General features: G+C 59.6%; 22 protein-coding genes. 10 read left to right on the top strand and 12 right to left on the bottom strand.

What is annotated here, in order from left to right; genetic code table 11:
• The first annotated feature begins 66 nt into the window (after positions 1-66).
• Together folB and folK are read left to right on the top strand one after the other, a co-directional pair.
• Positions 67-423, top strand: coding sequence for a dihydroneopterin aldolase (gene folB / locus ACWKV5_RS22910; protein ID WP_483843098.1), 357 nt, complete (start codon positions 67-69; stop codon positions 421-423).
• On the top strand, positions 414-932 hold the full coding sequence (gene folK, locus ACWKV5_RS22905; protein WP_483843097.1) for a 2-amino-4-hydroxy-6-hydroxymethyldihydropteridine diphosphokinase: 519 nt from the start codon (positions 414-416) through the stop codon (positions 930-932). Before folB ends, folK begins: the two co-directional genes overlap by 10 nt.
• Before the next feature lie 96 nt (positions 933-1,028).
• On the opposite strand, the gene ACWKV5_RS22900 is transcribed toward folK, so the two are convergent.
• From ACWKV5_RS22900 to ACWKV5_RS22850, 11 genes are all read right to left on the bottom strand, one after another.
• Entirely contained in the window at positions 1,029-2,258 is a 1,230-nt protein-coding gene (locus ACWKV5_RS22900) for a multifunctional CCA addition/repair protein (protein WP_483843096.1), read from the bottom strand.
• A gap of 63 nt (positions 2,259-2,321) precedes the next feature.
• The gene (locus tag ACWKV5_RS22895; RefSeq protein ID WP_123433089.1) at positions 2,322-3,884 is read right to left on the bottom strand and encodes a SpoVR family protein; all 1,563 of its coding nucleotides are present in this window, start codon (positions 3,882-3,884) and stop codon (positions 2,322-2,324) included.
• Positions 3,881-5,152, bottom strand: a complete 1,272-nt coding sequence (locus tag ACWKV5_RS22890) for a YeaH/YhbH family protein (RefSeq protein ID WP_007947798.1) — start codon at positions 5,150-5,152, stop codon at positions 3,881-3,883. Before ACWKV5_RS22890 ends, ACWKV5_RS22895 begins: the two co-directional genes overlap by 4 nt.
• 204 nt (positions 5,153-5,356) lie before the next feature.
• Positions 5,357-7,279, bottom strand: coding sequence for a PrkA family serine protein kinase (locus ACWKV5_RS22885; RefSeq protein WP_010467160.1), 1,923 nt, complete (start codon positions 7,277-7,279; stop codon positions 5,357-5,359).
• A 297-nt stretch (positions 7,280-7,576) separates the two neighbouring features.
• Positions 7,577-7,906: a thiosulfate sulfurtransferase GlpE gene (glpE, locus tag ACWKV5_RS22880; RefSeq protein ID WP_483843095.1), complete on the bottom strand. Its 330-nt coding sequence runs from the start codon at positions 7,904-7,906 to the stop codon at positions 7,577-7,579.
• A gap of 33 nt (positions 7,907-7,939) precedes the next feature.
• Entirely contained in the window at positions 7,940-8,821 is an 882-nt protein-coding gene (locus tag ACWKV5_RS22875; protein ID WP_483843094.1) for a symmetrical bis(5'-nucleosyl)-tetraphosphatase, read from the bottom strand.
• The gene (gene apaG / locus ACWKV5_RS22870; protein WP_483843093.1) at positions 8,821-9,201 is read right to left on the bottom strand and encodes a Co2+/Mg2+ efflux protein ApaG; all 381 of its coding nucleotides are present in this window, start codon (positions 9,199-9,201) and stop codon (positions 8,821-8,823) included. Before apaG ends, ACWKV5_RS22875 begins: the two co-directional genes overlap by 1 nt.
• Before the next feature lie 123 nt (positions 9,202-9,324).
• Complete coding sequence (rsmA, locus tag ACWKV5_RS22865; RefSeq protein WP_123433093.1) at positions 9,325-10,143, bottom strand: 16S rRNA (adenine(1518)-N(6)/adenine(1519)-N(6))-dimethyltransferase RsmA; 819 nt, start codon at positions 10,141-10,143, stop codon at positions 9,325-9,327.
• On the bottom strand, positions 10,140-11,129 hold the full coding sequence (pdxA, locus tag ACWKV5_RS22860) for a 4-hydroxythreonine-4-phosphate dehydrogenase PdxA (RefSeq protein WP_483843092.1): 990 nt from the start codon (positions 11,127-11,129) through the stop codon (positions 10,140-10,142). Before pdxA ends, rsmA begins: the two co-directional genes overlap by 4 nt.
• On the bottom strand, positions 11,126-12,448 hold the full coding sequence (gene surA / locus ACWKV5_RS22855; RefSeq protein ID WP_483843091.1) for a peptidylprolyl isomerase SurA: 1,323 nt from the start codon (positions 12,446-12,448) through the stop codon (positions 11,126-11,128). Before surA ends, pdxA begins: the two co-directional genes overlap by 4 nt.
• Entirely contained in the window at positions 12,423-15,230 is a 2,808-nt protein-coding gene (locus ACWKV5_RS22850) for an LPS-assembly protein LptD (protein ID WP_483843090.1), read from the bottom strand. Before ACWKV5_RS22850 ends, surA begins: the two co-directional genes overlap by 26 nt.
• Before the next feature lie 130 nt (positions 15,231-15,360).
• Here ACWKV5_RS22850 and ACWKV5_RS22845 point away from each other — a divergent pair, with 130 nt between their 5' ends.
• From ACWKV5_RS22845 to ACWKV5_RS22835, 3 genes are read left to right on the top strand one after another with little or no spacing between them, the layout of a single operon-like run.
• Positions 15,361-16,380: an aminoglycoside phosphotransferase family protein gene (locus tag ACWKV5_RS22845; protein ID WP_483843089.1), complete on the top strand. Its 1,020-nt coding sequence runs from the start codon at positions 15,361-15,363 to the stop codon at positions 16,378-16,380.
• Positions 16,377-17,048 (top strand): N-acetylmuramate alpha-1-phosphate uridylyltransferase MurU, encoded by a 672-nt coding sequence (gene murU / locus ACWKV5_RS22840; RefSeq protein WP_483843088.1) that lies wholly within the window; start codon positions 16,377-16,379, stop codon positions 17,046-17,048. Before ACWKV5_RS22845 ends, murU begins: the two co-directional genes overlap by 4 nt.
• Before the next feature lies 1 nt (position 17,049).
• Positions 17,050-17,817, top strand: coding sequence for a TerB family tellurite resistance protein (locus ACWKV5_RS22835; RefSeq protein WP_483843087.1), 768 nt, complete (start codon positions 17,050-17,052; stop codon positions 17,815-17,817).
• Positions 17,818-17,952: 135 nt separating this feature from the next.
• Here ACWKV5_RS22835 and ACWKV5_RS22830 read toward each other — a convergent pair whose 3' ends face one another.
• A complete protein-coding gene (locus tag ACWKV5_RS22830) occupies positions 17,953-18,945 on the bottom strand; it encodes an alpha/beta hydrolase family protein (protein WP_483843086.1) in 993 nt (330 codons plus the stop codon).
• A gap of 73 nt (positions 18,946-19,018) precedes the next feature.
• Here ACWKV5_RS22830 and ACWKV5_RS22825 point away from each other — a divergent pair, with 73 nt between their 5' ends.
• From ACWKV5_RS22825 to ACWKV5_RS22805, 5 genes are all read left to right on the top strand, one after another.
• Complete coding sequence (locus ACWKV5_RS22825) at positions 19,019-21,415, top strand: PAS domain-containing sensor histidine kinase (RefSeq protein ID WP_483843085.1); 2,397 nt, start codon at positions 19,019-19,021, stop codon at positions 21,413-21,415.
• 137 nt (positions 21,416-21,552) lie between these two features.
• Positions 21,553-22,182, top strand: a complete 630-nt coding sequence (locus ACWKV5_RS22820; RefSeq protein WP_027926737.1) for a response regulator — start codon at positions 21,553-21,555, stop codon at positions 22,180-22,182.
• Between the two features lie 250 nt (positions 22,183-22,432).
• The gene (locus tag ACWKV5_RS22815; RefSeq protein ID WP_483843084.1) at positions 22,433-23,557 is read left to right on the top strand and encodes an ABC transporter ATP-binding protein; all 1,125 of its coding nucleotides are present in this window, start codon (positions 22,433-22,435) and stop codon (positions 23,555-23,557) included.
• Positions 23,558-23,605: 48 nt separating this feature from the next.
• Positions 23,606-24,649: an ABC transporter substrate-binding protein gene (locus tag ACWKV5_RS22810; protein WP_123433102.1), complete on the top strand. Its 1,044-nt coding sequence runs from the start codon at positions 23,606-23,608 to the stop codon at positions 24,647-24,649.
• A 196-nt stretch (positions 24,650-24,845) separates the two neighbouring features.
• Positions 24,846-26,093, top strand: a complete 1,248-nt coding sequence (locus tag ACWKV5_RS22805; protein WP_483843083.1) for an ABC transporter permease — start codon at positions 24,846-24,848, stop codon at positions 26,091-26,093.
• The last annotated feature ends 1 nt before the right edge of the window (position 26,094 follow it).

Here is a 26,094-nt window from a genome sequence, read left to right as displayed (position 1 = left end):
TTCCGGGCGAGGACGCCCTGATTCTAACGGCGCATTGCGCCCTTGTCGTGCAGCGGAGAAAAGTGCTTGGACAGAGTGTTTATCGAGGGCCTGGAAGTCGACACCGTGATTGGTGCCTACGACTGGGAGCGAGGCATCCGACAGTGCCTGCGTCTTGATCTGAGCTTCGCCTGGGACAATCGCCCAGCCGCCGCCGGTGATGACCTGACCCTGGCGCTCGATTACGCGAGCGTTTCGTCGCGCATCCTGGCGTTTGCCGAGCAAGCGCAGTTTCAGTTGGTCGAGACCTTTGCCGAGCGTCTGGTCGAAGTGCTGATGAGTGAATTCAAGATCACCTGGGTGCGTCTCAAGCTGACCAAGCCTGGCGCTGTCCCGGCTGCCAAGGGCGGTGTGGGCGTGGAGATCGAGCGCGGATGTCGCTGACTCAGGTGTACCTCGGGCTTGGTAGCAATATCGAGCGTGAAACCCATTTGCAGGCGGGGCTTGAGGCCTTGGCGGCGTTTTTGGTGGATATCCGCTGCTCGGCCGTGTTCGAAAGCCAGCCAGTGGGCATCAAGAGCGGTCCGTTCTTCAATTTCGTGGTGTCGGCGTATACCGATCTGCCGCTGATGGAACTGGACCGTCGATTGAAGTTCATCGAGGCGGACAACGGTCGTTATGCGCCGGACCGCAAGGGTTTGCCGCTGGACATCGACGTCCTGTTGTTTGGTGATCTGGTGGGCAATTTCGATGGCTTGATCCTGCCGCGGGCAGAGATTCTGAAGAATGCCTTTGTGTTGTGGCCTTTGTCGCTGATTGCGCCGGATCGTGTGCACCCGGGTGTAGGCAAAAGCTTTGCGACCTTGTGGGGCGAAGCGCAGATTGATCAGGTGTTGGCGCCGGTGGCTTTTGAGTGGCGTGGCGAGCAGTTGACCCCTTCGAACTTGTTGTGAGGCGAAAAACGCCTTCGCGAGCAGGCTCGCTCCCACAGGATTTATGCAAAACCTGTGGGAGCGAGCTTGCTCCGGGCGGCGATCCGACGATGCTTTTCAGGCAGACGCCGCCTCTTTGTAAGCTTTCAGCGCTTTAAGCCGTTCACGCTTGATCGCCTCACCCAACTCCGGTCCCTTGAATCCCTTCTCCAGCAATGGCTGAACCGCCACGCTCCGCGCTGCCGTCGCCGCCCCGCGCAAATAATCCGCCTGTGGATAACTTCTCTGTTCCAGCCCTTTGCGCCCGCGTGCGTCCATCTCGCACGCTGCGATAAATTCCTCAAACCGCTGCGGCCGCCGGTAAACGTCAAAGCTTTGCAGCAACTCCAGCAAAGTCGAAGGTTTCAGCTCCAGAGCGCGATGGCCGTGGGTGTGATATTGACCGACCAGTAACGCCAATTCCTGACAATCCCTCGGCGCCTTGAAGCGTTCGTTAACCGCTTTGATCAGCTTCAGGCCTGTGTGTTCATGAGCAATATGGCGTGGCCATTCTTCCTCGGGCGTCAATCCTTTACCGAGGTCGTGCAGCAGGCAGGCCCAGCGCACGGTCAGTGGTTGTTTGTGCTGCGCCGACTGCTCGAGCACGCTCAACGTGTGCACGCCCGTGTCGATTTCCGGGTGGTGAGCTTCGGGCTGTGGAACGCCAAACAGCGCATCGACTTCCGGCATCAGCACCTTCAGTGCGCCGCACTTGCGTAGCACTTCAATGAACACCTGCGGCTGATCCTCCATCAACGCCCGGGAGATTTCTTTCCAGCTACGTTCAGCGGTCAGGGCTTGCAGTTCGCCGGATTCGCTGAGTTCGCGCATCAACTGAAGCGTCTCGGGAGCGACGGTAAAACCCAGCGCCGCATAGCGAGCAGCAAAGCGGGCAACGCGCAGGACACGAAGTGGATCTTCGGCGAACGCGGGGGAAACGTGACGGAGCAGGCGCGCTTCAAGATCGCGCTGGCCATGGTAGGGGTCCGTCAGGTTTTGCTGATCGTCCTCGGCCATGGCATTGATCGTCAGGTCGCGGCGGATCAGGTCTTCTTCAAGGGTGACTTCGGGACTGGCGTGAAAAGTGAAGCCGCCATAACCGCGTCCGCTTTTGCGTTCGGTGCGGGCGAGGGCGTATTCCTCGCCGCTTTTCGGATGAAGAAACACCGGAAAGTCCGCCCCCACCGGGCGAAAACCCTTGGCGAGCATTTCTTCGGTCGTGGCGCCCACCACCACCCAGTCGATATCGGTGACAGGTTTGCCGAGCAGGCGATCACGTACTGCGCCACCGACTTTATAAATCTGCATAAAAAACCTCCGTTAGCTCGACAGAATAACCGTTGCGTCGAACTTGCGGAGGTTCAAACAGGCTCAAAGATGAATGACGGCCAGGTCCAGTCGCCCGTAATCCCCTTCGCTGTGCTCGCTTCTGGGTGGAACATGATGGGTTTTCATCACTTGATCCCCTTGCAGGGTTTCCAAGTGAATATCGAAGCCCCACAACCGGTGCAGGTGCTTGAGCACCTCCTCGGTGGATTCGCCCAGCGGCTTGCGGTCGTGTTGCTGGTGACGCAGGGTCAGGGAGCGGTCGCCGCGCCGGTCGATGCTGTAAATCTGCACGTTAGGCTCGCGATTGCCCAGGTTGTACTGCGCTGCCAGGGTTTCACGGATGATGCGGTAGCCTTCTTCATCGTGGATCGCGGGTACGAGCAGGTCGTCCTTTTGGTCGTCATCGAGAATGCTGAACAACTTCAGGTCGCGGATCACTTTTGGTGACAGGTACTGCAGGATGAAGCTCTCATCCTTGAAGCTGCTCATGGCGAACTTGATGGTCGACAGCCAGTCGGTGCCGGCAATTTCCGGGAACCAGTGGCGATCTTCGTCGGTGGGTTCCTCGCACATGCGCCGGATATCCCGGTACATGGCAAACCCAAGGGTGTAAGGGTTGATACCGCTGTAGTAAGGGCTGTCAAAACCGGGTTGAAACACCACGCTGGTGTGAGATGTCAGGAACTCCATCATGAAGCCGTCGGTGACCAGGCCTTCGTCGTACAGGTCATTCATCAACGTGTAGTGCCAGAACGTGGCCCAGCCTTCGTTCATCACCTGGGTCTGACGCTGTGGATAAAAGTACTGGGCGATCTTGCGCACGATCCGCACGATTTCCCGCTGCCACGGTTCCAGTAGCGGCGCGTGTTTTTCGATGAAGTACAGGATGTTTTCCTGAGGTTCGGCGGGGAAGCGTGCATTGTCCTTGTCGCTATACTTGTCCGCGCCTTTGGGAATGGTGCGCCACAGATCGTTGATCTGTTTCTGCAGATGCTCTTCCCGATCCTTTTGCCGACGCCGTTCTTCTTCAGCGGAAATCGGGTAAGGGCGTTTGTAGCGGTCGACGCCGTAGTTCATCAGCGCATGGCAGGAATCTAGCAAGTCTTCCACCGCATCGATGCCGTGGCGTTCCTCGCACTGCATGATGTACTGCTTGGCGAACACCAGGTAATCGATGATCGAACTGGCGTCGGTCCAGGTGCGGAACAGGTAATTGCCTTTGAAAAAGCTGTTGTGCCCATAGCAGGCATGCGCCACGACCAGCGCCTGCATGCAGATGGTGTTTTCTTCCATCAGGTAGGCAATGCACGGGTCGGAGTTGATCACAATCTCGTAGGCCAGCCCCATCTGCCCACGGCTGTAGGATTTCTCGGTGCTGAGGAAGTGCTTGCCGTAGGACCAATGGTGATAGCCCAACGGCATCCCGACAGAGGCGTAGGCGTCCATCATCTGTTCGGCGGTGATCACTTCGATCTGGTTAGGGTAAGTATCGAGGGCGTAACGAGCCGCCAGGCGACTGATTTCCTTGTCGTAGGCCTGGATCAGCTCGAATGTCCATTCGGAGCCGGTGGAAATGGGTTGGCGCTTCTGCTCTTTGGCGGTCATGTCACTAACCTGCGCTGGAAGAGTTCACGGAAGACCGGGTAGATATCCCCGGCCGAGACCAGTTGCTGCTGGGCAAAAGTGTCAGAGAAGGCTTCGGCGATGCGTTCGTACTCGAACCACAGGGCCTGATGTTCGCGCGGGGTGATCTCAACGTAAGTGTAGTACTGCACGAACGGCATGATCTGGTTGATCAGAATGTCACGGCAGATCGGTGAATCGTCGTTCCAGTTATCGCCATCGGACGCCTGGGCGGCATAGATATTCCACTCGTTGCTCGGATAGCGTTCGGCCATGATCTCCTGCATCAGTTTCAAGGCGCTGGAAACGATGGTGCCGCCGGTTTCGCGCGAATAGAAGAACTCTTCTTCATCTACTTCCCGGGCGCTGGTGTGGTGGCGGATGAACACGACGTCGATCTTGTCGTAGTTACGCTTGAGAAACAGGTACAGCAGGATGAAGAAGCGCTTGGCGATGTCCTTGGTCGCCTGCGTCATGGAGCCGGACACGTCCATAAGGCAGAACATCACTGCCTTGGAGCTGGGGTTGGGCTGCTTGATCAGCAGGTTGTACTTGAGGTCGAACGTATCAAGAAACGGCACGCGATGAATCCGCGCGCTGAGTTTTTCGATTTCGGCTTCGATTTTCTGGATATCGCCGAAATTGTCCGGTTCTTCCTGCTTGAGTCGCAGCAGTTCCTCTTTGGCTTCACGCAGCTTCGCCCGGCTGCTGCCGGACAGGGCAATGCGCCGTGCATGAGCCGAGCGCAGGGTGCGGATGATGTTGATGCGCGACGGGTTGCCTTCGTTGCTGATCCCGGCGCGTACCGTTTTGAAGGTGTCGGTGCCGGTCAGGTTGCGTTTGACCAGGTTCGGCAGCTCGAGGTCCTCGAACATGAATTCGAGGAATTCCTCCTGGGTGATCTGGAAGACAAATTCGTCCATCCCTTCGCCCGAGTTGCCTGCCTTGCCGGGGCCTCTGCCACCGCCACCTCCGGGCGGGCGGGCAATGTGCTCGCCGCTGGTGAATTCCTTATTGCCGGGATGCACGACGGTTTGTTTACCGCCACGGCCATGGTGAAGCACCGGCTCGTCGATATCGCGGCCGGGAATGCTGATCTGTTCGCCGTGTTCCATATCGGTAATGGAGCGCCGGCTGACCGCCTCTTCGACAGCCTTTTTGATGTGATCACGGTAACGTCGCAGAAACCGCTGACGGTTCACCGTGCTCTTGTTCTTGCCATTGAGACGTCGGTCGATCACATAGCTCATGACTGCTCCTTAGAAGCTGTCCTGAAAGGGGCGAGCGGTGATGCAGCATCGGACCGAGGGCCAAGGGATGCGCAACGCTCCCCCAAGCGCTTTGGATGCTGCCTGAACTCGCTACCGACTTTCGAACACCTTCCAGAGGCTTGTGTAACAGAAAATGCATACACAGGCCTCTGGCTGACGACAACCGGTCTGACCGGCAGCGGGTTATTGTGATTTTCTGACCCGCAGGTACCACTCGGACAGCAGTCGTACCTGTTTGTCGGTGTAGCCGCGCTCGACCATCCGTGTGACGAAGTCGTTGTGCTTCTGCTGGTCCTCTTTGCTGGCCTTGGCATTGAAGCTGATGACCGGCAGCAGGTCCTCGGTGTTGGAGAACATTTTCTTCTCGATGACCACCCGCAGTTTTTCGTAACTGAGCCAAGTCGGGTTCTTGCCGTTGTTGTTGGCCCTGGCGCGCAGGACGAAGTTAACGATTTCGTTGCGGAAATCCTTCGGATTGCTGATGCCGGCCGGTTTTTCGATTTTCTCCAATTCTTCGTTCAGGGCGACGCGGTTGAGGATTTCGCCGGTTTCCGGGTCGCGGTATTCCTGGTCCTGGATCCAGAAGTCGGCGTACAGCACGTAGCGATCGAAGATGTTCTGGCCGTACTCGCTGTACGACTCGAGGTAGGCGGTCTGGATCTCCTTGCCAATGAACTCGATATAGCGCGGTGCCAGGTATTCCTTGAGGAAGCGCAGGTAGCGTTCGCGGGTTTCGGCCTGGAACTGTTCCTGTTCGATCTGTTGTTCCAGCACGTACAGCAAGTGCACCGGGTTGGCGGCGATTTCGTGCGGATCGAAGTTGAAGACCTTCGACAGGATCTTGAACGCGAAGCGGGTCGACAGACCGTTCATGCCTTCGTCGACACCGGCGTTGTCACGGTATTCCTGGATCGACTTGGCCTTTGGATCAGTGTCCTTGAGGTTCTCACCGTCATACACGCGCATCTTCGAGTAGATGTTCGAGTTTTCCGGCTCCTTGAGGCGCGAGAGCACGGTGAACTGGGCGAGCATCTTCAAGGTGTCGGGCGCGCAATGGGCCTTGGCCAGGGAACTGTTGAACAGCAGCTTGTCGTAGATCTTCACTTCGTCGCTGACCCGCAGGCAGTACGGCACTTTGACGATGTAGATCCGGTCGATGAACGCTTCGTTGTTCTTGTTGTTACGGAAGGTGTGCCATTCCGATTCGTTGGAGTGGGCCAGCAGGATCCCGGTAAACGGAATCGCGCCGAGGCCTTCGGTACTGTTGTAGTTGCCTTCCTGGGTGGCCGTCAGCAATGGGTGCAGCACCTTGATCGGCGCCTTGAACATTTCGACGAATTCCATCAGGCCCTGGTTGGCCCGGCACAGTGCGCCCGAGTAGCTATAAGCGTCGGCGTCGTTCTGTGGGTATTCCTCCAGTTTGCGGATATCGACCTTACCCACCAGTGCCGAGATGTCCTGGTTGTTCTCGTCTCCCGGCTCGGTTTTGGCCACGGCGATCTGATTGAGGATCGACGGATAGAGTTTCACCACGCGGAACTGGCTGATGTCGCCACCGAACTCGGCCAGGCGCTTGGTGGCCCATGGCGACATGATGGTATTGAGGTAGCGCCGCGGGATGCCGAAGTCTTCTTCGAGGATCGCGCCATCTTCAGTGGCGTTGAACAGACCCAGAGGCGACTCGAATACCGGCGAGCCCTTGATGGCGTAGAAGGGCACTTTCTCGATCAGTTGTTTCAACTTCTCGGCCAGGGACGATTTACCGCCACCAACGGGGCCGAGCAGATAGAGGATTTGTTTCTTCTCCTCCAGGCCCTGAGCGGCATGGCGGAAATACGACACGATCTGGTCGATGCATTCTTCCATCCCGTGGAAGTCTTCAAAGGCCGGATAGCGGCGGATCACCTTGTTGGAAAAGATTCGCGACAGTCTCGAGTTGGTCGAGGTGTCGAGCAGCTCCGGTTCTCCGATGGCCAGCAATAGACGCTCGGCGGCGGAGGCGTAGGCGCTGCGATCCTGTTTGCACAGCTCAAGATACTCTTGCAGCGAGAGTTCTTCCTGGCGTGTGGACTCGAAGCGTTGTTGGAAGTGGCTAAAGATACTCATGACGTCACCTCGCTCGATACGTGGAGCCGACGCCGGATCACTCAGTCGATGCTGGCAGCAACCGAACAGGCGGTCGCTGTTTACCCCCCAGAACTCTAACGGAGCTGACTACTCCGAAAGCTACTCCCGATGACCCGCGCGCCGGTGTACCGGCTCTCCCCTGTTTTGGATGGCCTGCGCTTAAGGATAGTTGCTAATTCGGGAGGTAAAGGCGAGATACGTAATTAGTTGTGGCAGACCGTTCGTCTGCCACCGCGCGAGCCCACGGGGGGCGGGGGCTCGCAGGTTACAAAAAAATTATTCGCAGGTGCCTTGCGCGGTTTCCGCAGGGTAGGTCGTACGCCACAGCTCAAAACCGCCGTCCATGCTGTAGACGTCGGAGAAACCCTGGCTGATGAGGTACGCGGCTGCGCTCTGGCTGGAATTGCCGTGATAGCAGACCACTACTGTGGGTGCATCAAGGTCGGCGGCACGGATGAAATCCGAAATGGAAACGTTGTCCAGATGCTTCGAACCGGCGATGTGCAACGCGGCATAGGTTTGCGGATCGCGGACGTCGACCACCACTGCGCCTTGTTCGCGCAGGGCCTGTGCCTGTTCCGGGGGGATACGTTTGAATTCGCTCATGGCGGGCTCCTGTGGCTCGGCTGATAGCGCAGCCTAGCGCGGGGCGCTGGCTGGGGGTTGTTCGGTGGTGGTTGGGGCGACGACGGGTTCGCTGTGGCCCTGATCGCTGCATTGGCACTGCAGGCGTTCGAAGGTGTCGACGTTCATCAGGGTCATGGCTCCGCCCCAGACACAGCCGGTGTCGAGCGCGAAGATCCCCGGTTCGTCGCAGTGGCCTTCGAGGGCCGCCCAATGGCCAAAGATGATCTTCAGGCCCTTGGTCTTGCGCTCCTTGTACGTGAACCACGGCTTGTAGCCCGGTAGCGCGGTGCCGACGCCTTCCTTGCTCTTGAGGTCGAGTTTGCCCTCGCTGGTGCAGAAGCGCATGCGGGTGAAATAGTTGGTGATGACGCGCAGGCGGGTCACGCCCTTGAGATCGTTATCCCATTTCACCGGTTCGTTGCCGTACATGCCGTCGAGGTACGGGGCGATGCGGTTGTCGTCGCGCAGGGCTTCTTCAACTTCGGCGGCGCATTTCAAGGCTTTGCGCAATGACCACTGCGGTGGAATGCCGGCGTGCACCAGTGCGATGTCGCGCTGTTCGTCGTAGTGCATGAGCTTTTGCTGGCGCAGCCACTCCAGCAGTTCCGCACAATCTGGTGCTTCGAGGATTTCGCGCAGGGTGTCGTTTTTCTTCAGGCGTTCGATGTTGCGTCCGGCGGCCAGCAAGTGCAGGTCATGGTTGCCCAGGACACACACCAGCGATTCACGAATGCCGTAGAGAAAACGCAAGGTTGCCAGCGACTGCGGACCGCGGTTGACCAGGTCGCCGACCAGCCAGAGACGATCCTTGGCCGGATCAAAAGCGACTCGCTCAAGCAGGCATTGCAGAGGCTCGAGGCAGCCTTGCAAGTCACCGACGGCGTATGTTGCCATTAGTGCAAGGCTCCGGGCACCGCCAGGCGGAATGGAGCGATGATGGCGTCGAATGTCTTACCGTCGTTGGCAATCATCTGATAGGTGCCTTGCATGGTGCCGACCTTGGTGGTCATGACCGTGCCGCTGCTGTAGGTGTGGTTTTCGCCGACCTGGATCAGCGGCTGCAAACCAACAACACCCGCACCCTTGACCTCCTCGACATGCCCGTCACCGTCGGTAATCACCCAGTGCCGCGACAGCAGTTTGGCCGGTAGTTCGCCATTGTTGTGCACGGTAATGGTGTACGCGAAGGCAAAGCGGTTTTGCTCGGGTTGCGATTGTTCTGCCAGATAGCGGGTGACGACGCTGACGTCGACCTGATAACGAGGATCGGACATGCAAGAGGCCTTAAAAACGAAGCGGGACGCGGGGCGTAGCTGATGGTGTTCAGTCTAGGCCAAGTACCGGGTAGTAAACCAGACATCGCGTCTGGCGTCCTACCCGATAACACTCGTCACCTGTCAGTCGGCGGCGGGCGGGTTCAGGACTTGTTCGCTGAGCTTGTCGGCGAGGCGCACGAAGGCGGCCAGGTCGAGTTGCTCGGGACGCAGGCTGCCATCGACGCCGGCGGCTTCGATCTCGGCATTGCTCAGCAGCAACTTGAGGGTGTTGCGCAGGGTCTTGCGGCGCTGGTTGAAGGCTTCGCGAACGACGCGCTCCAGCAATTTGTGGTCTTTGGCCGGATGTGGCAGTACCGCGTGAGGCACCAGGCGCACGATGGCCGAATCAACCTTTGGCGGCGGATTGAACGCGCCCGGGCCGACGTTGAACAGATGCTCGACCCGGCAGTGGTACTGAACCATGATCGACAAGCGACCCCAATCACCGCCGCCAGGACCCGCCGCCATGCGCTCTACCACTTCTTTTTGCAGCATGAAGTGCATGTCGCGGATCAGGCTGGCGTTATGCAGCAGGTGAAAAATCAGCGGTGTAGAGATGTTGTACGGCAGGTTGCCGACCACGCGCAGGCTACCCGGCGCAGCATTCAGGCTGGTGAAGTCGAACTTCAGCGCATCGCCCTGATGCAGGCTGAAGTTGCTCCGTCCGGCGAACTGCTGATTGAGGATCGGGACCAGGTCCTTGTCCAGCTCCACCACGTCCAGTTGCGCGCCGCTGTTGAGCAGGCCTTGAGTCAAGGCACCCTGGCCCGGGCCGATTTCCAGCACGCGGTCTTCGGCCTTGGCATGGATGGAGCGCAGGATTTTGTCGATAACACCCGCATCGTGCAGGAAGTTCTGGCCAAAGCGTTTGCGCGCCTTGTGTTGGTAATGCTCGGTCATAAACGGGTCTCGGCCATCTGGTAGGCGGTTTCCAGGGCGACTTGCAGGCTGCCGGTGTCGATTTTTCCGCTGCCGGCCAGATCCAGGGCTGTGCCGTGGTCGACCGAGGTGCGGATGATCGGCAAGCCGAGGGTCACGTTGACTGCTGCGCCGAAGCCTTTGTATTTCAGCACGGGCAGGCCCTGGTCGTGGTACATCGCCAGCACTGCGTCGCAGTGCTCCAGATATTTGGGGGTAAACAGAGTGTCGGCGGGCAGGGGACCACGAAGGTCCATGCCTTCACCGCGCAGGCGCTCTAATGTAGGTTCGATGATGTCGATTTCTTCATGGCCCAGGTGTCCGCCTTCACCGGCGTGCGGGTTAAGCCCGCAGACCAGGATACGTGGCTGGGCAATGCCGAACTTTTCTTGCAGGTCGGCGTGCAGAATTCGCGTGACCCGCTCCAGGCGCTCCGGCGTGATTGCATCGGCAATCTCGCGAAGGGGCAGGTGAGTGGTGACCAGCGCCACGCGCAATCCGCGTGTGGCAAGCATCATCACCACTTGGGCGGTATGGGTCAGGTCAGCGAGGAATTCCGTGTGGCCGGAAAAGGCGATCCCGGATTCGTTGATCACACCCTTGTGCACAGGGGCGGTGATCATCCCGGCGAAGTGCCCGTCCAGGCAGCCCTGGCCCGCACGGGTCAGGGTTTCCAGGACGAAAGCGGCATTGGCCTTGTCCAAATGGCCGGCGACGACCGGCGAATTGAGCGGTGTATCCCAGACATACAAACTGTTCGCAGGTGCAGGCACATCCGGCCAGCTGTCCGGCGTTACCGGCAGCAGATCGACAACCACACCCAGCTGCGCAGCCCGCTCAAGGAGCAGGTCGCGGCTGGTTATGGCTATCAGGGGGTGTGGCTGGGCTTGCGAGGCGAGCAGCAGGCACAGGTCAGGACCTATGCCGGCCGGTTCGCCGGGTGTCAGCGCGAAACGCTTGGGTTTCACTGCGCTGCCTGGTCTGCACCAGGGAGTTTGATCTCTACGTACGCTTCGTCACGGATCTGACGCAGCCAGGTTTGCAGCTCTTCGTCGTATTTGCGGTTACGCAATACGGTCATCGCCTGTTGCTCGCGAGCCTGGGCGGTGCTGTCGGTGGCGCGACGGCCCAGCACTTCCAGAACGTGCCAGCCGTACTGGGTCTTGAATGGCTTGGACAGCTGACCTTGCGGGGTCTTGGCCATCACTTCGCGGAACTCGGGCACCAGTACGTTCGGGTCGATCCAGTTCAGGTCGCCGCCGTTGAGGGCAGAACCCGGGTCTTCCGAGTAGCTTTTGGCCAGTTCGCTGAAATCTTCACCGGCTTCGATACGGGAGTAGAGCGACTCGACCAGGGCCTTGGTTTTCGCTTCGTCGCGGATCGGGCTTGGTTTGACCAGGATGTGGCGCACGTGCACCTCATCTCGCGTCTGGGTTGCACCGCCACGCTTGTCGAGGATCTTCAGGATGATGAAGCCACCCGGTGTACGCATTGGCTGGGTAACTTCGCCAACCGTCATGGTGCTCAACATGCGATCGAACGGAGGTGGCAGTTGAGCGGCTTTACGCCAGCCCATGTCGCCACCTTCCAGTGCAGTTTCGCTGGCAGACTTGGCGATGGCCAACTGACCGAAGTCAGCGCCTTGCTTGAGCTGCTGGTAAACCGCGTCGGCCTGTTTGGCAGCATTCTGAATCGCGTCGGAGTTGGCGCTTTCCGGCGTAGGAATCAGGATGTTGGCCAAGCGAAACTCTTCGGACAATTGCATCTTGCCAAGGTCGGAGGCGAGGAAGTTCTTCACTTCCTGTTCAGACACCTGGATGCGCTCGGCTACACGGCGTTGGCGCACACGGCTGATGACCATTTCACGGCGAATCTGTTCACGGGCGTCGTCATAAGACAGACCGTCGTGAGCCAGCGCGGCGCGGAATTGATCCACCGACATGTTGTTACGCTGGGCAATGGTGCCCACTGCCTGGTTCAGTTCTTCATCGGTAATGCGGATGCCCGAGCGTTCGCCGATCTGCAGTTGCAGGTTTTCGACGATCAGGCGCTCAAGCACCTGCTGCTGCAGCACGCTGGCTGGAGGCACGGCAGAGCCGCGCTTGGCAATGGTTGCCTGAACTTCATGAACGCGTTGGTCCAGTTGGCTCTGCATGACCACGTCGTTGTCGACGATGGCCACCACTTTGTCGATGGACTGTACGGCGGCGTTAGCCGCGGTACCCAGGAACAGCGCGCCCAGCAGCAGGGGGCGCAGACAATCAGAAAGCTTGGTCTTCACGTTCACGATAACCTTGGATGCCTTTGTCGAGGAAGCTCTCTACTTTGGCGCCGGTGAGGCCGCCGAGACCTTTCAGAACGATTTGTAGGAAGACGCCGTGGTCGCCTTTTTCGTTTTGTGGAGCTTGCTGACTGAACTCGTCATAGGAAACCCAGTAACGGTTGATCAGGCGCAATTTCCAGCAGCAGTTGTCGTACTCGAAGCCACCAAAGGCTTCCAGGGTACGGTCGCGGTTGTAGTCATACTGCCAGCGGCTGATAACGTTCCATTGAGGCACGACCGGCCAGATAACCGAGAAGTCATGCTGCTGGATCTTGTAGTAATCCTTCACGAAGTCCGGCGAGCCTGGGGTGCCGTAGTCGCCGCCAAACTGCCACTTACCGGTGTTCTGGTTGTAGATCACCTGGTCGTTACGATAGCGATAGCCGGCGTTGATGACCTTGTTCGGGTTGTCTTCAGGCTGGTAGTGGAACATCGCGCTACCCGAGCGAGGGCTGTGGCTGTCCGGGTCCCAGTTGTAGTCGGCCGTGGTGCGCCAGTCGCGGTTCCAGCGGTACTCGTATTCCAGTGCGTACGGCGAAACGTTGGCTTGAGCATCGGCACGGGTTTTTGCATCGATACCCGGCAACTGGACTTCGCGGTCCTTGAAGTACATCGCCTGGCCTACGCTGATGCGTTGACGTTCAAAGCCGTCGTCTTCGATCCAGCGGTTGGTGATGCCCAGCGACAGTTTGTTCTCGTCGCCGACACGGTCGGAGCCAGAGAAGCGATTGTCACGGAACAGCGATGCATAGTTGAAGGTGTATTCGCCGGTGTCGAAAACAGGAATGTCTTCCTGGTCTTTCTCAGGCACGTAGAGGTAGTACAGGCGCGGCTCAAGGGTCTGGCGATAGTTTTTGCCGAACCATTGGGTGTTGCGATCGAAGTACAGGCCGCTGTCGATGCTGGCAATTGGCACGGCACGATTCTGGTTGCTGCCGAAATTACCGTTGAAGTTCTCAGTCCCGGCCGCAGCGGCGGCTTGATCTTGAGCCACGATCTGGTTTTTGCCGATACTGTCCAGATCCAGTTGGTACTGGGTGTATTGGTACTTGAGTTTCGGTTTGATGAAACCATAAGTCCAGTCCAGCGGCAGGCTGACGGCTGGCGCCAGGTTGAGGCGATCGCCGTTGGCGCGGGCCAGACCTTGAACGTTAGTGTCCAGGCGCGGGGTTACGTTGCCGTCTTCATCGCTGTACGTGCCGTTTTGCAGATCTCGATCGAACCGCACGATTTCGGTGTCGTAGGTGAAGTCCAGGCCGCCTGGATGATACGGCAGCGCACCGTTGAAGGTGATTTGCGGCAAGCGATCATACGGCGTGATGTTGGCAACAGTCGCCAGCTGGTACGCCTGGGCGTTGATGCGGGCCACATAGTTGTCACCGCGGTAGCTCACGGAGCCCTGCTGGTTGACGTAGTCAGCGCTTTTCACGCCAATCTGGTCGGTCTGCAGATCCTGGAAGTAGTAAGGATCGCTGATCTTGGTGTAGTCGACTTGCGTGAGGACACGCTCATCCAGACCACCTTTGTGCTGCCAGTTATACATGTAGCGTTCTTTCTGGAAGTCGGTCTGCTTGTCGCGCTCATCGCTTTCGTCGTTGAGATACGCACCACCAAACTGCCCTTCACTCGACTTGGTCAGGTAGCGGAATTCGCCTTCCATCAACAAGCCGTGCTTTTCCATGTAACGCGGGTACAACGTGGCGTCGTAGTTCGGCGCCAGGTTGAAGTAATACGGGGTGACCAGCATGAAGCCGGTATCGCTGCCGGTGCCGATGGTCGGCGGCAGGAAGCCCGACTGGCGACGGTCGTCGATCGGGAAGTAGATGTACGGCGTGTACAGGACAGGAATGTCCTTGACCCGCAGTGTCACGTTGGTCGCGGTGCCGAAGCCGGTCGCCGGGTTAAGGGTGATGTTGTTACCCTTGAGCTGCCAGGCGTTGCTGTTCGGTTCGCACGTGGTGTACGTACCATCCTTGAGGCGGATGATCGCGTTTTCGGCGCGCTTGGCGTACAGCGCGTTACCGCGGATACGGGATTTGTGCATCACGTATTCGGCGTTGTCGACCTTGGCTTCACCGGTGTCGAGCTGCACATCGGCGTGGTCGCCGACGATCAGTGCGCCGTTGTCGCGGATGCGCACGTCGCCATTGAGTTCGGCGCGGCTCTCGGCCTGATACAGGCTGGCCTCGTCGGACTCGACCTGCATGCTGCCCTGACGCAACACGACGTCACCGGCCAGCGTGCCGACCTGATCTTCGGTGTTGTAGCGCGAGGCCTTGGCGCCGATAAAGGTCGGAGCGTCACTTTTATTCGTCTTGTCATTCATGCCAGGACGAATCGGTTCGATATAGGAACCAGAGCAATAAGGACCGGTTTCGGCCAATTGCGCGGCAGTGAGGTTCTCGCGTGGAACCCAGTCGAGGTGACTGTAGTCTGCACTACGCGACTTCATGCCACGGCCCTTGGACTCAGTAACGAGTGCAGGCTTGGCTTCGGTGCTTTCGCTGGAGCCGCTCTCGGCTGCCGCATCGGCAGTGGCTGTGACATCGCCGTTATGTACTGGACGCGGTGGCAATGCCGCCGCTGGCGATTTTGGCGCACAGTTCCAGGCACCCGAAGCAGAGACTGAGCAGTCATACTGTTCCGCGGCGACCACGAATGAAGTGGCTAGGGGTTGCAGGGCCAGCAGACTGCCGGTAACCAACAACGGAAATTTTTTACGAAACGCGGGGGATTTCAATGCCATCTTATTAGTCCGGGCTTCCTGCGTGCCATCTGCCCGCGGTGTGGGCCGCACGCCTCTCGATGGTCTGAAAAAGATGCTGGATAATAAAGCATGACCCGCTTGACGGCTAGCGCCGTCGGAGACCCTTGCAATGCCTGACCAAGATGTACGTTTGCAACACCTGAAAGTTTGGCTCGATGAGCAGTTGGCGATTCTCTTTGCAGAACAGGGCTGGGGCGCCGTACCCCCGGCCACGTTGACCGCGGCCAGTAGCGACGCGAGTTTTCGGCGCTATTTCCGTTGGGAAGGCGAGGGCAAAAGTTTCATTGTGATGGACGCGCCACCGCCCCAGGAAAACTGCAAACCCTTCGTGGATATCGCTTTTTTGCTGGCGAAATCCGGAATAAATGTGCCGAAAATTTATGCCGAAGACCTCGAACGCGGTTTTCTTTTGCTCAATGACCTGGGCAACAAGACTTATCTCGACGTGATCGACAGCGAAAATGCCGACAATTTGTTCAACGATGCCCTGCAAGCACTGTTGGCTTTTCAACAGTTGCCGATGGTTGCTCCGTTGCCGAGTTATGACGTCGCACTGTTGCGTCGCGAGCTGGAACTGTTCCCCGACTGGTACGTAAAACACGAGTTGGGCATCGAGTTCGACGCGGCGCAGAAAATGCTCTGGCAAAACGCTACCGATCTGTTGATCGATAGCGCCCTGGCTCAGCCCAAAGTCCTGGTGCACCGCGACTACATGCCACGCAACCTGATGCTCAGCGAACCGAATCCGGGCGTGCTGGATTTCCAGGACGCGGTGTACGGTCCCGTGACCTACGACGTGACCTGCCTGTTCAAGGACGCCTTCCTCAGCTGGCCTGAAGAACGCGTGCGCGGCTGGCTCGAAACGTACTGGCAGCAGGCCGCAACCCTCGACATTCCGGTTCAACCGGACTTCGAAGAATTCCTGCGTGCCAGCGACCTGATGGGCGTGCAGCGTCACCTGAAAGTCATCGGCATCTTCGCCCGCATCTGCCATCGCGACGGCAAGCCGCGCTACCTCGCCGACGTGCCGCGCTTCTTCGCCTATATAGAAGCTGTGATCGCCCGCCGCCCTGAACTGGCCGAGTTGGACGTATTGCTGTTGAGCCTGCGTGCCGGAGCGAATGCATGAAGGCAATGATTCTGGCGGCCGGCAAGGGCGAGCGCATGCGCCCGTTGACCCTGACCACCCCCAAACCGCTGGTTCGCGCTGGCGGCGTGCCATTGATCGAGTACCACCTGCGCGCCCTGGCGGCGGCCGGGTTCACCGAGATCGTGATCAACCACGCCTGGCTCGGTCAGCAGATCGAAGACTATCTGGGCGACGGTTCGCGCTATGGCGTCAGCATTCAGTACTCGCCCGAAGGCGAGCCGCTGGAAACCGGCGGCGGCATTTTCCGCGCATTGCCGTTGCTGGGGGACGAGGCCTTTGTGGTGGTCAATGGTGACATCTGGACCGACTACGACTTCAGCGTGCTGCATCAACCCATCAACGGGCTGGCTCACCTGGTGCTGGCGGACAACCCGGCCCATCACCCGACGGGCGATTTCACCTTGGTCGACGGGCACGTGCACGACGGTCGGCCGCAGACGACGACCCTGACGTACAGCGGCATCGCGGTGCTGCATCCGCAACTGTTCGACGGCTGTTCGGACGGGGCCTTCAAGCTTGCGCCGCTGTTGCGCAAAGCCATGGCCGAGGGGCAAGTGACGGGTGAGCGCCTGAAAGGCCATTGGGTGGATGTCGGCACGCACGAACGCCTGGCCGACGTTGAAACCCTGATAGAAGCGAGCCGCTGAGATGCTGTGGCCAGGGACTCTGATCGGAGCCGGAGCAGGCTTTGCCATAGCCAGCATTCCGGGGGCCATGCTCGGCGCCTTGTTGGGGCAGGCGCTGGATCGGCGCTTGCACCTGCAAAGTTTTGGGCACTTGCTTGAAAAGCTCGGCGGTCGTCCGATGCTGCGCAATGATGAACTGCTGTTCGTGTTGTTGGGGCGCTTGGCCAAGAGTGACGGGCGAGTGGTGGATGGCCACATCCAGCAGGCCCGCCAGGAAATGCGCTCTCTGGAAATGACGGACCCGGCGCAGCGGCGTGCCATTGCGGCGTTCAATCGCGGCAAGTCCGGCAATGACCGGTTACGCGGCTATTTGCGACGTTTGAGTGCTCAACCGCATGCGGCGGAAGGTGTGTTGCGCGCCTGTTGGCGGATGGTCTGGGCCGATGGCCGTGCCGGCAATCGCGAGCGCGAGCTGATTGCCCAGTGGGGTAAATGGCTGGGCTGGACGCCGTATCAGGTTCAGGCGCTGGCCGCCGATTACGAGCAGCACAAGCGGCCGCAGGTCAGCAGCGCGATCACTTATCAGGATGCGTTGCGGCTTTTGGGGGTGTCGGCAACCAGCGAGCCGGCGCAGATCAAGCGCGCTTATCGACGCCTGTTGAGTCGTCATCATCCGGACAAGATCGCCGGCAGCGGGGCGACGGCGTTGCAGGTGCGTGAGGCAACGGACAAGACGCGTGAATTGCATACGGCTTATACGTTGATTCGTGAGCGGCGGGATTTTCGCTAGGGATTGTGTCGCCTGTCAGGACGCCTTCGCGAGCAAGCCCGCTCCCACATTAAATTTTCAGTCGGCACAAAATCTGTGTGCGACGAAGATCAAATGTGGGAGCGGGCTTGCTCGCGAATGGGGCAACTCGGTCTATCAGTCCGCCGCGTTCTGCGGATTCAACCAACCGCGCACCCGGCGCACCAATTGCTCCTGCTCAGCCTTGGCATCACCCGGCAATGCCTTGAGCGAGACCTGACTGAACGCCGACGTCTTCAACCGTTTGCTGGCCTGCATGCGTTCCAGCGCCGCTTTGCGGTCCAGCGGCTTATCCACATAGAAAAGGTCAGCAGTCGGCAGCTTCAACGTCGGCGTCAGCTCGGCCAACTCAGGCTTTGCCGTCACCGGTGTCTGGGCGGCGACCATCACAAACTTTTCCACTTGCGAGGGCTGTCTCTCGCTCAGATAACGCGCAGCCCAGTAAGCGCCAGTGCCATGACCCAGCACGACAATGCTGCGGGCACTTTGCTGTTCGGCATAAGCAATGGCGGCGTCGATGCGCGCAAAGATGCGCTCGGCGTCGGCCTTGGCCTGTTCTTCGGTTGTTTCAGCAATGGCCTTGTCAGCCACTTCCGCTTCGCCGCCGGCGGCCTGCTCAATGGGCGCCGCCGTGGTGGAATCCTTGCTGCCGGTCTCCGGTGCTTTAGGCGCCGGCGCGACTTCGACGATGCGTGGTGCAATGGCGTCGCTTTGCAGGTCCGGCAAGGTGATACTCAGGCTGCTCCATTTGGCGTCCGGCAATTGACGGCGCAAAGGACCGATTGCTTGCGGCCAGTCAACAGTTTCACCAGCGCCGGGGATGATAATCACTGCGCCCTTGGGCTCGGCGGTATTGGCCGGCTTCCACAAGGCGAGAAAAGTATCGGTGCCGGCTTGCAGCTGTTGCTGTTCCTGAGCGGGGATTTTTCGCTCAAGTGCTGTCGCTTCTTCCTGGCTACGCTCAGGCAATGGCTGGCGTTCGACCGGTTTTTCTTCGGCTGGTTTTTCCGCCGCGGCAGGGGCCGGGTCGGCGGCCTCGACAGAAAAGGCACAAGGCAGGATCAGCGACAGGCACAATGCTGGCAGTGCCAGGCGGTAGACAGGGGGCATCGGATATTCCAGGCCAGAAGTGATTCCGGCAGCCTAATGGGTTAGTCAGTGTTTGTCAGTGTGTGAGACTTCGATGATGCGTTTTCGCTGCCTGTGGGTTATCGGCTGTTTGTGGTTTCCCTTGATGGGGTGGGCGGCGTCCGCACCACCGGGGCATGCCGCGACCTTGTCACCCGAGCAACAACAATGGCTCGCGGCCCACGACGAATTGCGCGTCGGCGTGGTGTTGCAGGCGCCTTATGCTCAATACGATCGCCGCTTGCAGCGCTTGTCCGGGGTCAACGTCGAGCTGATGAAATGGCTGGCCAGTGCGCTCAAGGTCGAGCTCAGCTGGCGCAACTTCCCGGACGTCGCGCAGCTGGAAGACGCCGCGCGCGAGGGTGAAATCGACATCGCCGTAGGGCTGACGCAAACCCCGGCCGGTTTGCGCCTGTGGCAATTTACCGACCCGTACATGCGGGTTCCACAACTGGTGGTCAGTGATGAAAAAGGCACCGGTGTCGTGGAGCTGGAGAAGCTCGACAGCCAGACGCGCGTCGCGGTGCGCATGCCCAGCGCGACCGCCGATTATTTGCGCAGCAATTATCCGCATCTGAACCTGCAAGGCGTGCCCATCGAGCGTCAGGCGCTGCAATTGTTGCTCAGTCAGCAAGCCGGGTACGCCGTGGTCGACGAAGCGCAACTGGGGCGTTTGTCCGCCGAACCGGAGTTCGCCGGCCTGGTCGTGGTGGGCGACATCGGCCTGCCACAATTGCTGCGCGTGGCCACTCGCCGGGATTGGCCGGAACTGGCCAGTATTGTCGAAAGCGCGCTGCGGGCAATCCCGGCCAAGGACCTGGAGCAACTGCACAGCCAATGGCTGCAACCCAAATACCCGCGACTGACCGAGTCCCCCGGTTTCTGGCAAAACCTGTGCCTGCTGTTTGCCGTCATGTTGTTGAGCAGCATGGCCATCGTGTTTTGGCAGCGGCGGCAACAACACAATCTGGAGGCGCGTCTGTTGGCTGCGCGTGAAGACATTGCCTTGCGCGAGGCCAGCGAAGAGGCGTTGCGCCTGACGCAGTTTTCCATCGATCAGAGCACGGTCGGTATTCTCTGGGTCAACTGGGACAGCCATGTGCGCTACGCCAACCGCGCCGCCGAAAACATGCTCGGCTACGCCCCGGGCGGGATCATCGATCGGCCGCTGATCGACTTCGAGCCCGGCCTGCACATGGACCGCTGGTTGAATCTGTGGAAACGCGCACGGGCCAGTGACGACGGACCGCAAAGCTTCGAAACCCACTGCGTGCGGGCCGATGGCAGCATTTTGCCGACGGATGTCTCGTTGAGCTTCATGCGCTTTCGTGATGGCGAATACCTGGTGGTCTACCTCAATGACGTCACCGAACGCCGCCGCGCGCTGGCCGCATTGCAGGAAAGCGAGGCACGTTTGCAGGGGATCGCCGCCAACGTGCCGGGCCTGGTCTTTCGCCTGGAGCGCGCACCGGTGACGGGGCAGATCGACTTTGCCTACATCAGTGAAGGCAGTGAAACCCTGGTGGGTTACTCGCCGGCCACCCTGGCCCATCGCGACAAAGGCCTGCGCAGTCTGGTGCACCCGGACGACAAGGCCAGCTATCACCAGACGCAGGACCATGCGCTGGACACCGACAGCGACTGGTCGTGGCAAGGGCGGATCCTGACCCGTTCGGGCGAACAACGCTGGGCTGAGATCAAGGCCATCACCCGCAAGCTCGAAGATGGCGCTTACGTCTGGGACGGTATCGTCTGGGACATCAGCGAGAGCAAGCGCATTGAGCTGGAACTGGCCAGCTCCCGCGAACAGTTGCGTGAATTGTCGGCTCACCTGGAAAGCGTGCGCGAAGAGGAAAAGGCGCGCATCGCCAGGGAAGTTCATGACGAACTGGGCCAGATGCTGACCGTGCTCAAACTGGAAACGTCCATGTGCGAACTGGCCTACGCGCAACTCGACCCGGGCCTGCACGAACGCTTGAACAGCATGAAGCGCTTGATCGCCCAGCTGTTCCAGTTGGTGCGCGACGTGGCCACGGCGCTGCGACCTCCGATTCTCGATGCCGGGATTGCTTCCGCCATCGAATGGCAGGCCCGGCGTTTCGAGGCGCGCACGCAGATTCCGTGTCTGGTGCAGGTGCCGGACAATCTGCCGATGCTCAGCGACGCCAAGGCGATTGGCTTGTTCCGGATCCTTCAGGAAGCCCTGACCAATGTCATGCGCCATGCCCAGGCGCATACTGTTGAACTGTCGCTGGCGCTGGAAGGCGACGAGTTGTGCCTGACCGTCAGTGATGATGGCGTAGGATTTGTTCCCGCGACGGGCAGGCCGACCTCCTTCGGGGTGGTGGGCATGCGTGAGCGGGTGTTGATCATGGGTGGGCGGTTGTCGCTTGAGAGCGAGCCGGGGGAGGGCACCACGCTGAGTGTGCGGGTGCCGCTGGATGCAGCCTGATTTTTTGTAGTGTCTTTGCTGCCCCCTTCGCGAGCAGGCTCGCTCCCACATTGGATGTGCCTCGTTCACAAAACCCTGTGGGAGCGAGCCTGCTCGCGAAAGATCTTGGCTCTGAAATAAAAACAATGGAGAAGAACGTGATCCGTGTACTGGTAGCCGAAGACCACACCATCGTCCGTGAAGGCATCAAACAGTTGATCGGCCTGGCCAAGGATTTGCTGGTGGTGGGGGAGGCGAGCAATGGTGAACAGTTGCTCGAAACCTTGCGGCATGTGCCGTGTGAGGTGGTATTGCTCGACATCTCCATGCCGGGCGTGAATGGCCTGGAGGCGATTCCGCGGATTCGTGCGCTGAACAATCCGCCCGCCATCCTCGTATTGTCGATGCACGACGAGGCGCAAATGGCCGCGCGGGCGTTGAAGGTTGGCGCTGCCGGTTACGCGACCAAGGACAGTGATCCGGCGCTGCTGTTGACCGCCATTCGTAAAGTGGCGGCGGGCGGGCGCTACATCGACCCCGACCTCGCCGACCGCATGGTGTTCGAAGTCGGCCTGACCGATTCTCGGCCGTTGCATTCATTGCTGTCGGAGCGCGAGTTTTCGGTGTTCGAACGCCTGGCCCAGGGCGTCAACGTCAATGACATCGCCCAGCAACTGGCCCTGAGCAGCAAAACCATCAGCACTCATAAGGCGCGGCTGATGCAGAAGCTCAACATCACCTCGCTGGCTGAACTGGTGAAGTACGCGATGGAACACAAACTCCTCTAAAACCCTCCCACAGGGTTTTTGGTGGCATGTCCAAATGCGACATGCTTCCAGCGCTGCTTTTGTCGGTTCTTGCGGCTTGTAGCTGACAGCTTGCCGCTGCGTTTGTCAAAACGCGCCATCCTTGTAGGGCAATCCCTACCCCAAACCTTCCATCCGGCTGAGGCGATTCTCTCCTGCACCCCGATTTGCGTGGTCGGCAGGGTCCACTAGGCTTAGTCCCACAGCAGTCATCAATAACAAAGGTGTGGGTATGAGCCAGGTCGATTCAAGCGCAGGGGCCAGTGACATTCTGGTCAGCTTTCGTGGAGTGCAGAAAAGCTACGACGGCGAGAACCTGATCGTCAAAGACCTCAACCTGGACATTCGCAAAGGCGAATTCCTCACCTTGCTCGGGCCGTCCGGTTCCGGCAAGACCACCAGCCTGATGATGCTCGCCGGTTTCGAAACACCGACCGCAGGCGAAATCCTGCTGGCCGGGCGCTCCATCAACAACGTGCCGCCACACAAGCGTGATATCGGCATGGTGTTCCAGAACTACGCGTTGTTCCCGCACATGACCGTCGCCGAGAACCTCGCGTTCCCGCTGACCGTGCGCGGCCTGAACAAGAGCGACGTCAGCGACAAGGTCAAAAAAGTCCTGAGCATGGTCCAGCTCGACGCCTTTGCTCAGCGCTATCCGGCACAACTGTCCGGCGGCCAGCAACAGCGTGTGGCGCTGGCCCGTGCCTTGGTGTTCGAACCGCAGCTGGTGCTGATGGACGAACCCCTCGGCGCACTCGATAAACAACTGCGCGAACACATGCAGATGGAGATCAAACACCTGCATCAGCGCCTCGGCGTGACCGTGGTCTACGTGACCCACGACCAGGGCGAAGCCCTGACCATGTCCGACCGTGTAGCGGTGTTCCACCAAGGCGAGATCCAGCAGATCGCGCCGCCGCGCACCCTCTACGAAGAACCGAAAAACACCTTCGTCGCCAACTTCATCGGTGAGAACAACCGCCTCAACGGTCGCTTGCACAGCCAGACCGGCGATCGCTGCATTGTTGAACTGAGTCGTGGTGAAAAAGTTGAAGCGCTGGCGGTCAACGTCGGCAAGACCGGTGAGCCGGTCACGCTGTCGATTCGTCCCGAGCGCATCAGCCTCAACGGTTCCAGCGAGTCATGCGTCAACCGCTTCTCAGGGAGGGTGGCGGAATTCATCTATCTGGGCGATCACGTCCGGGTTCGCCTGGAAGTCTGCGGCAAGACCGACTTCTTCGTGAAACAACCGATTGCCGAGCTCGATCCCGCGCTGGCTGTCGGCGACGTGGTACCGCTTGGCTGGCAGGTCGAACACGTTCGCGCGCTCGACCCCCTTCTAGAGGCGAACTGATCGCCCCGGCTACACCAACACCAACCCTGCACGTGGAGAGAACAATAAATGTTGAGATCCCTGAAATTCACCGCCCTGGTCATGGGCATGATCGGTGCGGCACACGCGATGGCGGCGGGCCCGGACCTGACCGTGGTGTCCTTTGGCGGGGCGAACAAGGCTGCGCAGGTCAAAGCCTTCTACGCACCGTGGGAAGCGGCAGGCAACGGCAAGATCGTGGCGGGCGAGTACAACGGCGAAATGGCCAAGGTCAAAGCCATGGTCGACACCAAGAGCGTGTCCTGGGACCTGGTAGAAGTTGAATCGCCAGAACTGTCCCGTGGTTGCGACGAAGACATGTTCGAGCAGCTGGATCCGAAGCTGTTCGGCAAGACCGAAGACTACGTCAAAGGCGCTATCCAGCCGTGCGGCGTGGGTTTCTTCGTGTGGTCGACCGTACTGGCCTACAACGCCGACAAACTGGCTTCCGCGCCAACCAGTTGGGTGGATTTCTGGGACACCAAGAAATTCCCGGGCAAGCGTGGCCTGCGTAAAGGCGCCAAGTACACCCTGGAATTCGCTCTGATGGCCGACGGCGTTGCGCCGAAAGACGTCTACAAAGTATTGGCCGGCAAGGATGGCCAGGACCGCGCGTTCAAGAAGCTTGATGAGCTGAAGCCAAGCATTCAGTGGTGGGAAGCCGGCGCACAACCGCCGCAGTACCTCGCCTCGGGTGACGTGGTCATGAGCTCGGCCTACAACGGCCGGATCGCTGCCGTGCAGAAAGAAAGCAACCTGAAAGTCGTGTGGAACGGCGGCATCTACGACTTCGACGCATGGGCGATTCCAAAAGGTCTGGACAAGGCACGCGCTGAAGCGGCGAAGAAATTCATCGCTTTCTCGGTGATGCCGCAGCAGCAGAAGACCTACTCGGAAAACATCGCTTACGGCCCGGCTAACACCCAAGCCGTACCGTTGCTGTCCAAGGACGTCCTGAAAGACATGCCGACCACCCCGGAAAACATCGCCAACCAGGTGCAGATCGACGTCAGCTTCTGGGCTGACAACGGCGAGCAACTGGAACAGCGCTTCAATTCCTGGGCTGCGAAGTAACCAGAGGGCTCGCCCTCCTGTGAGGGCGAGCTTTTGTGGCGAGGGAGCTTGCTCCCGCTTGAGTGCGCAGCACTCACAAAATTGGAAGTTGTCAGCAGAATTTTGGGGCCGCTTCGCAGCCCAGCGCGAGCAAGCTCGCTCGCCACAAAAGTTCGCTCCCACTTTAATGATCGTTTAAAGATTTCCGGAGTACGCCATGGCCACCGCCATTCCCCTGAACGCGGGCACTGACCCCACCTTGAAGCAGCGACTCAGGCACGCCGAGCGGGTCAACCGCTGGAAAGCCCAAGCCTTGATCGCGCCGCTGGTGCTGTTTCTGTTGCTGGTGTTCCTGGTGCCGATCGTGGCGCTGCTCTACAAAAGCGTGGGCAACCCGGAAGTGGTCGGCGGCATGCCGCGCACCGTGTCCGCCATCGCCAGCTGGGACGGCCGAGGCCTGCCTGCTGAACCGGTTTACAAAGCGGCCAGCGAAGACCTCGCCGAAGCCCGCAAGAATCAAACCCTGGGCGATTTGTCCAAGCGCCTGAACATGGAACTGGCCGGCTACCGCAGCCTGCTGACCAAAACCGCCCGCGCCTTGCCGTTCGCTACCGAGCCGGCCTCTTATAAAGAAGCGCTGGAAGGTCTCGACGAACGCTGGGGCGACCCGGCCTACTGGCAAGCGGTGCGCCGCAACGCCAGCAGCATCACGCCTTACTACCTGTTGGCGGCGGTCGATCACCGTATCGATGACCTCGGTGAAATCGCCCCGGCCACACCTGACCAGGCGATCTACCTCGACATCTTCGCCCGGACCTTCTGGATGGGCCTGATCATTACGGTGATCTGCCTGCTGCTCGCGTATCCATTGGCTTACCTGCTGGCGAACCTGCCATCGCGCCAAAGCAACCTGTTGATGATTCTGGTCCTGCTGCCGTTCTGGACCTCGATCCTGGTGCGCGTCGCCGCGTGGATCGTGTTGCTGCAATCGGGCGGGCTGATCAACAGCGGTTTGATGGCGATGGGCATCATCGATAAACCGCTGGAGCTGGTGTTCAACCGCACCGGCGTCTACATCTCCATGGTGCACATCCTGCTGCCGTTCATGATCCTGCCGATCTACAGCGTCATGAAAGGCATCTCGCCGACGTACATGCGCGCCGCGATTTCCCTCGGCTGCCACCCGTTCGCCAGCTTCTGGCGGGTGTACTTCCCGCAGACCTATGCCGGTGTCGGCGCCGGTTGCCTGTTGGTGTTCATCCTCGCCATCGGCTACTACATCACCCCGGCGTTGCTGGGCAGCCCGAACGATCAGATGGTCAGTTACTTCGTCGCCTTCTACACCAACACCAGCATCAACTGGGGCATGGCGACCGCACTGGGCGGGCTGCTGTTGCTGGCGACCGTGGTGCTTTATCTGATTTACAGCTGGCTGGTGGGCGCCAGTCGCCTGCGCCTGAGCTAAG

It is taken from the genome of Pseudomonas oplopanacis (assembly GCF_057128725.1).
Note: the sequence above shows the minus strand (reverse complement) of the source record. Positions and strands in the feature narration are given on the sequence as shown.

Bases quoted from the DNA above. Each gene is read 5' to 3' on its own strand.
- folK (WP_483843097.1), top strand. From the start codon at position 414: ATGTCGCTGACTCAGGTGTACCTCGGGCTTGGTAGCAATATCGAGCGT.
- ACWKV5_RS22900 (WP_483843096.1), bottom strand. From the start codon at position 2,258: ATGCAGATTTATAAAGTCGGTGGCGCAGTACGTGATCGCCTGCTCGGC.
- ACWKV5_RS22895 (WP_123433089.1), bottom strand. From the start codon at position 3,884: ATGACCGCCAAAGAGCAGAAGCGCCAACCCATTTCCACCGGCTCCGAA.
- ACWKV5_RS22890 (WP_007947798.1), bottom strand. From the start codon at position 5,152: ATGAGCTATGTGATCGACCGACGTCTCAATGGCAAGAACAAGAGCACG.
- ACWKV5_RS22885 (WP_010467160.1), bottom strand. From the start codon at position 7,279: ATGAGTATCTTTAGCCACTTCCAACAACGCTTCGAGTCCACACGCCAG.
- glpE (WP_483843095.1), bottom strand. From the start codon at position 7,906: ATGAGCGAATTCAAACGTATCCCCCCGGAACAGGCACAGGCCCTGCGC.
- ACWKV5_RS22875 (WP_483843094.1), bottom strand. From the start codon at position 8,821: ATGGCAACATACGCCGTCGGTGACTTGCAAGGCTGCCTCGAGCCTCTG.
- apaG (WP_483843093.1), bottom strand. From the start codon at position 9,201: ATGTCCGATCCTCGTTATCAGGTCGACGTCAGCGTCGTCACCCGCTAT.
- rsmA (WP_123433093.1), bottom strand. From the start codon at position 10,143: ATGACCGAGCATTACCAACACAAGGCGCGCAAACGCTTTGGCCAGAAC.
- ACWKV5_RS22850 (WP_483843090.1), bottom strand. From the start codon at position 15,230: ATGGCATTGAAATCCCCCGCGTTTCGTAAAAAATTTCCGTTGTTGGTT.
- ACWKV5_RS22845 (WP_483843089.1), top strand. From the start codon at position 15,361: ATGCCTGACCAAGATGTACGTTTGCAACACCTGAAAGTTTGGCTCGAT.
- murU (WP_483843088.1), top strand. From the start codon at position 16,377: ATGAAGGCAATGATTCTGGCGGCCGGCAAGGGCGAGCGCATGCGCCCG.
- ACWKV5_RS22835 (WP_483843087.1), top strand. From the start codon at position 17,050: ATGCTGTGGCCAGGGACTCTGATCGGAGCCGGAGCAGGCTTTGCCATA.
- ACWKV5_RS22830 (WP_483843086.1), bottom strand. From the start codon at position 18,945: ATGCCCCCTGTCTACCGCCTGGCACTGCCAGCATTGTGCCTGTCGCTG.
- ACWKV5_RS22825 (WP_483843085.1), top strand. From the start codon at position 19,019: ATGATGCGTTTTCGCTGCCTGTGGGTTATCGGCTGTTTGTGGTTTCCC.
- ACWKV5_RS22815 (WP_483843084.1), top strand. From the start codon at position 22,433: ATGAGCCAGGTCGATTCAAGCGCAGGGGCCAGTGACATTCTGGTCAGC.
- ACWKV5_RS22810 (WP_123433102.1), top strand. From the start codon at position 23,606: ATGTTGAGATCCCTGAAATTCACCGCCCTGGTCATGGGCATGATCGGT.
- ACWKV5_RS22805 (WP_483843083.1), top strand. From the start codon at position 24,846: ATGGCCACCGCCATTCCCCTGAACGCGGGCACTGACCCCACCTTGAAG.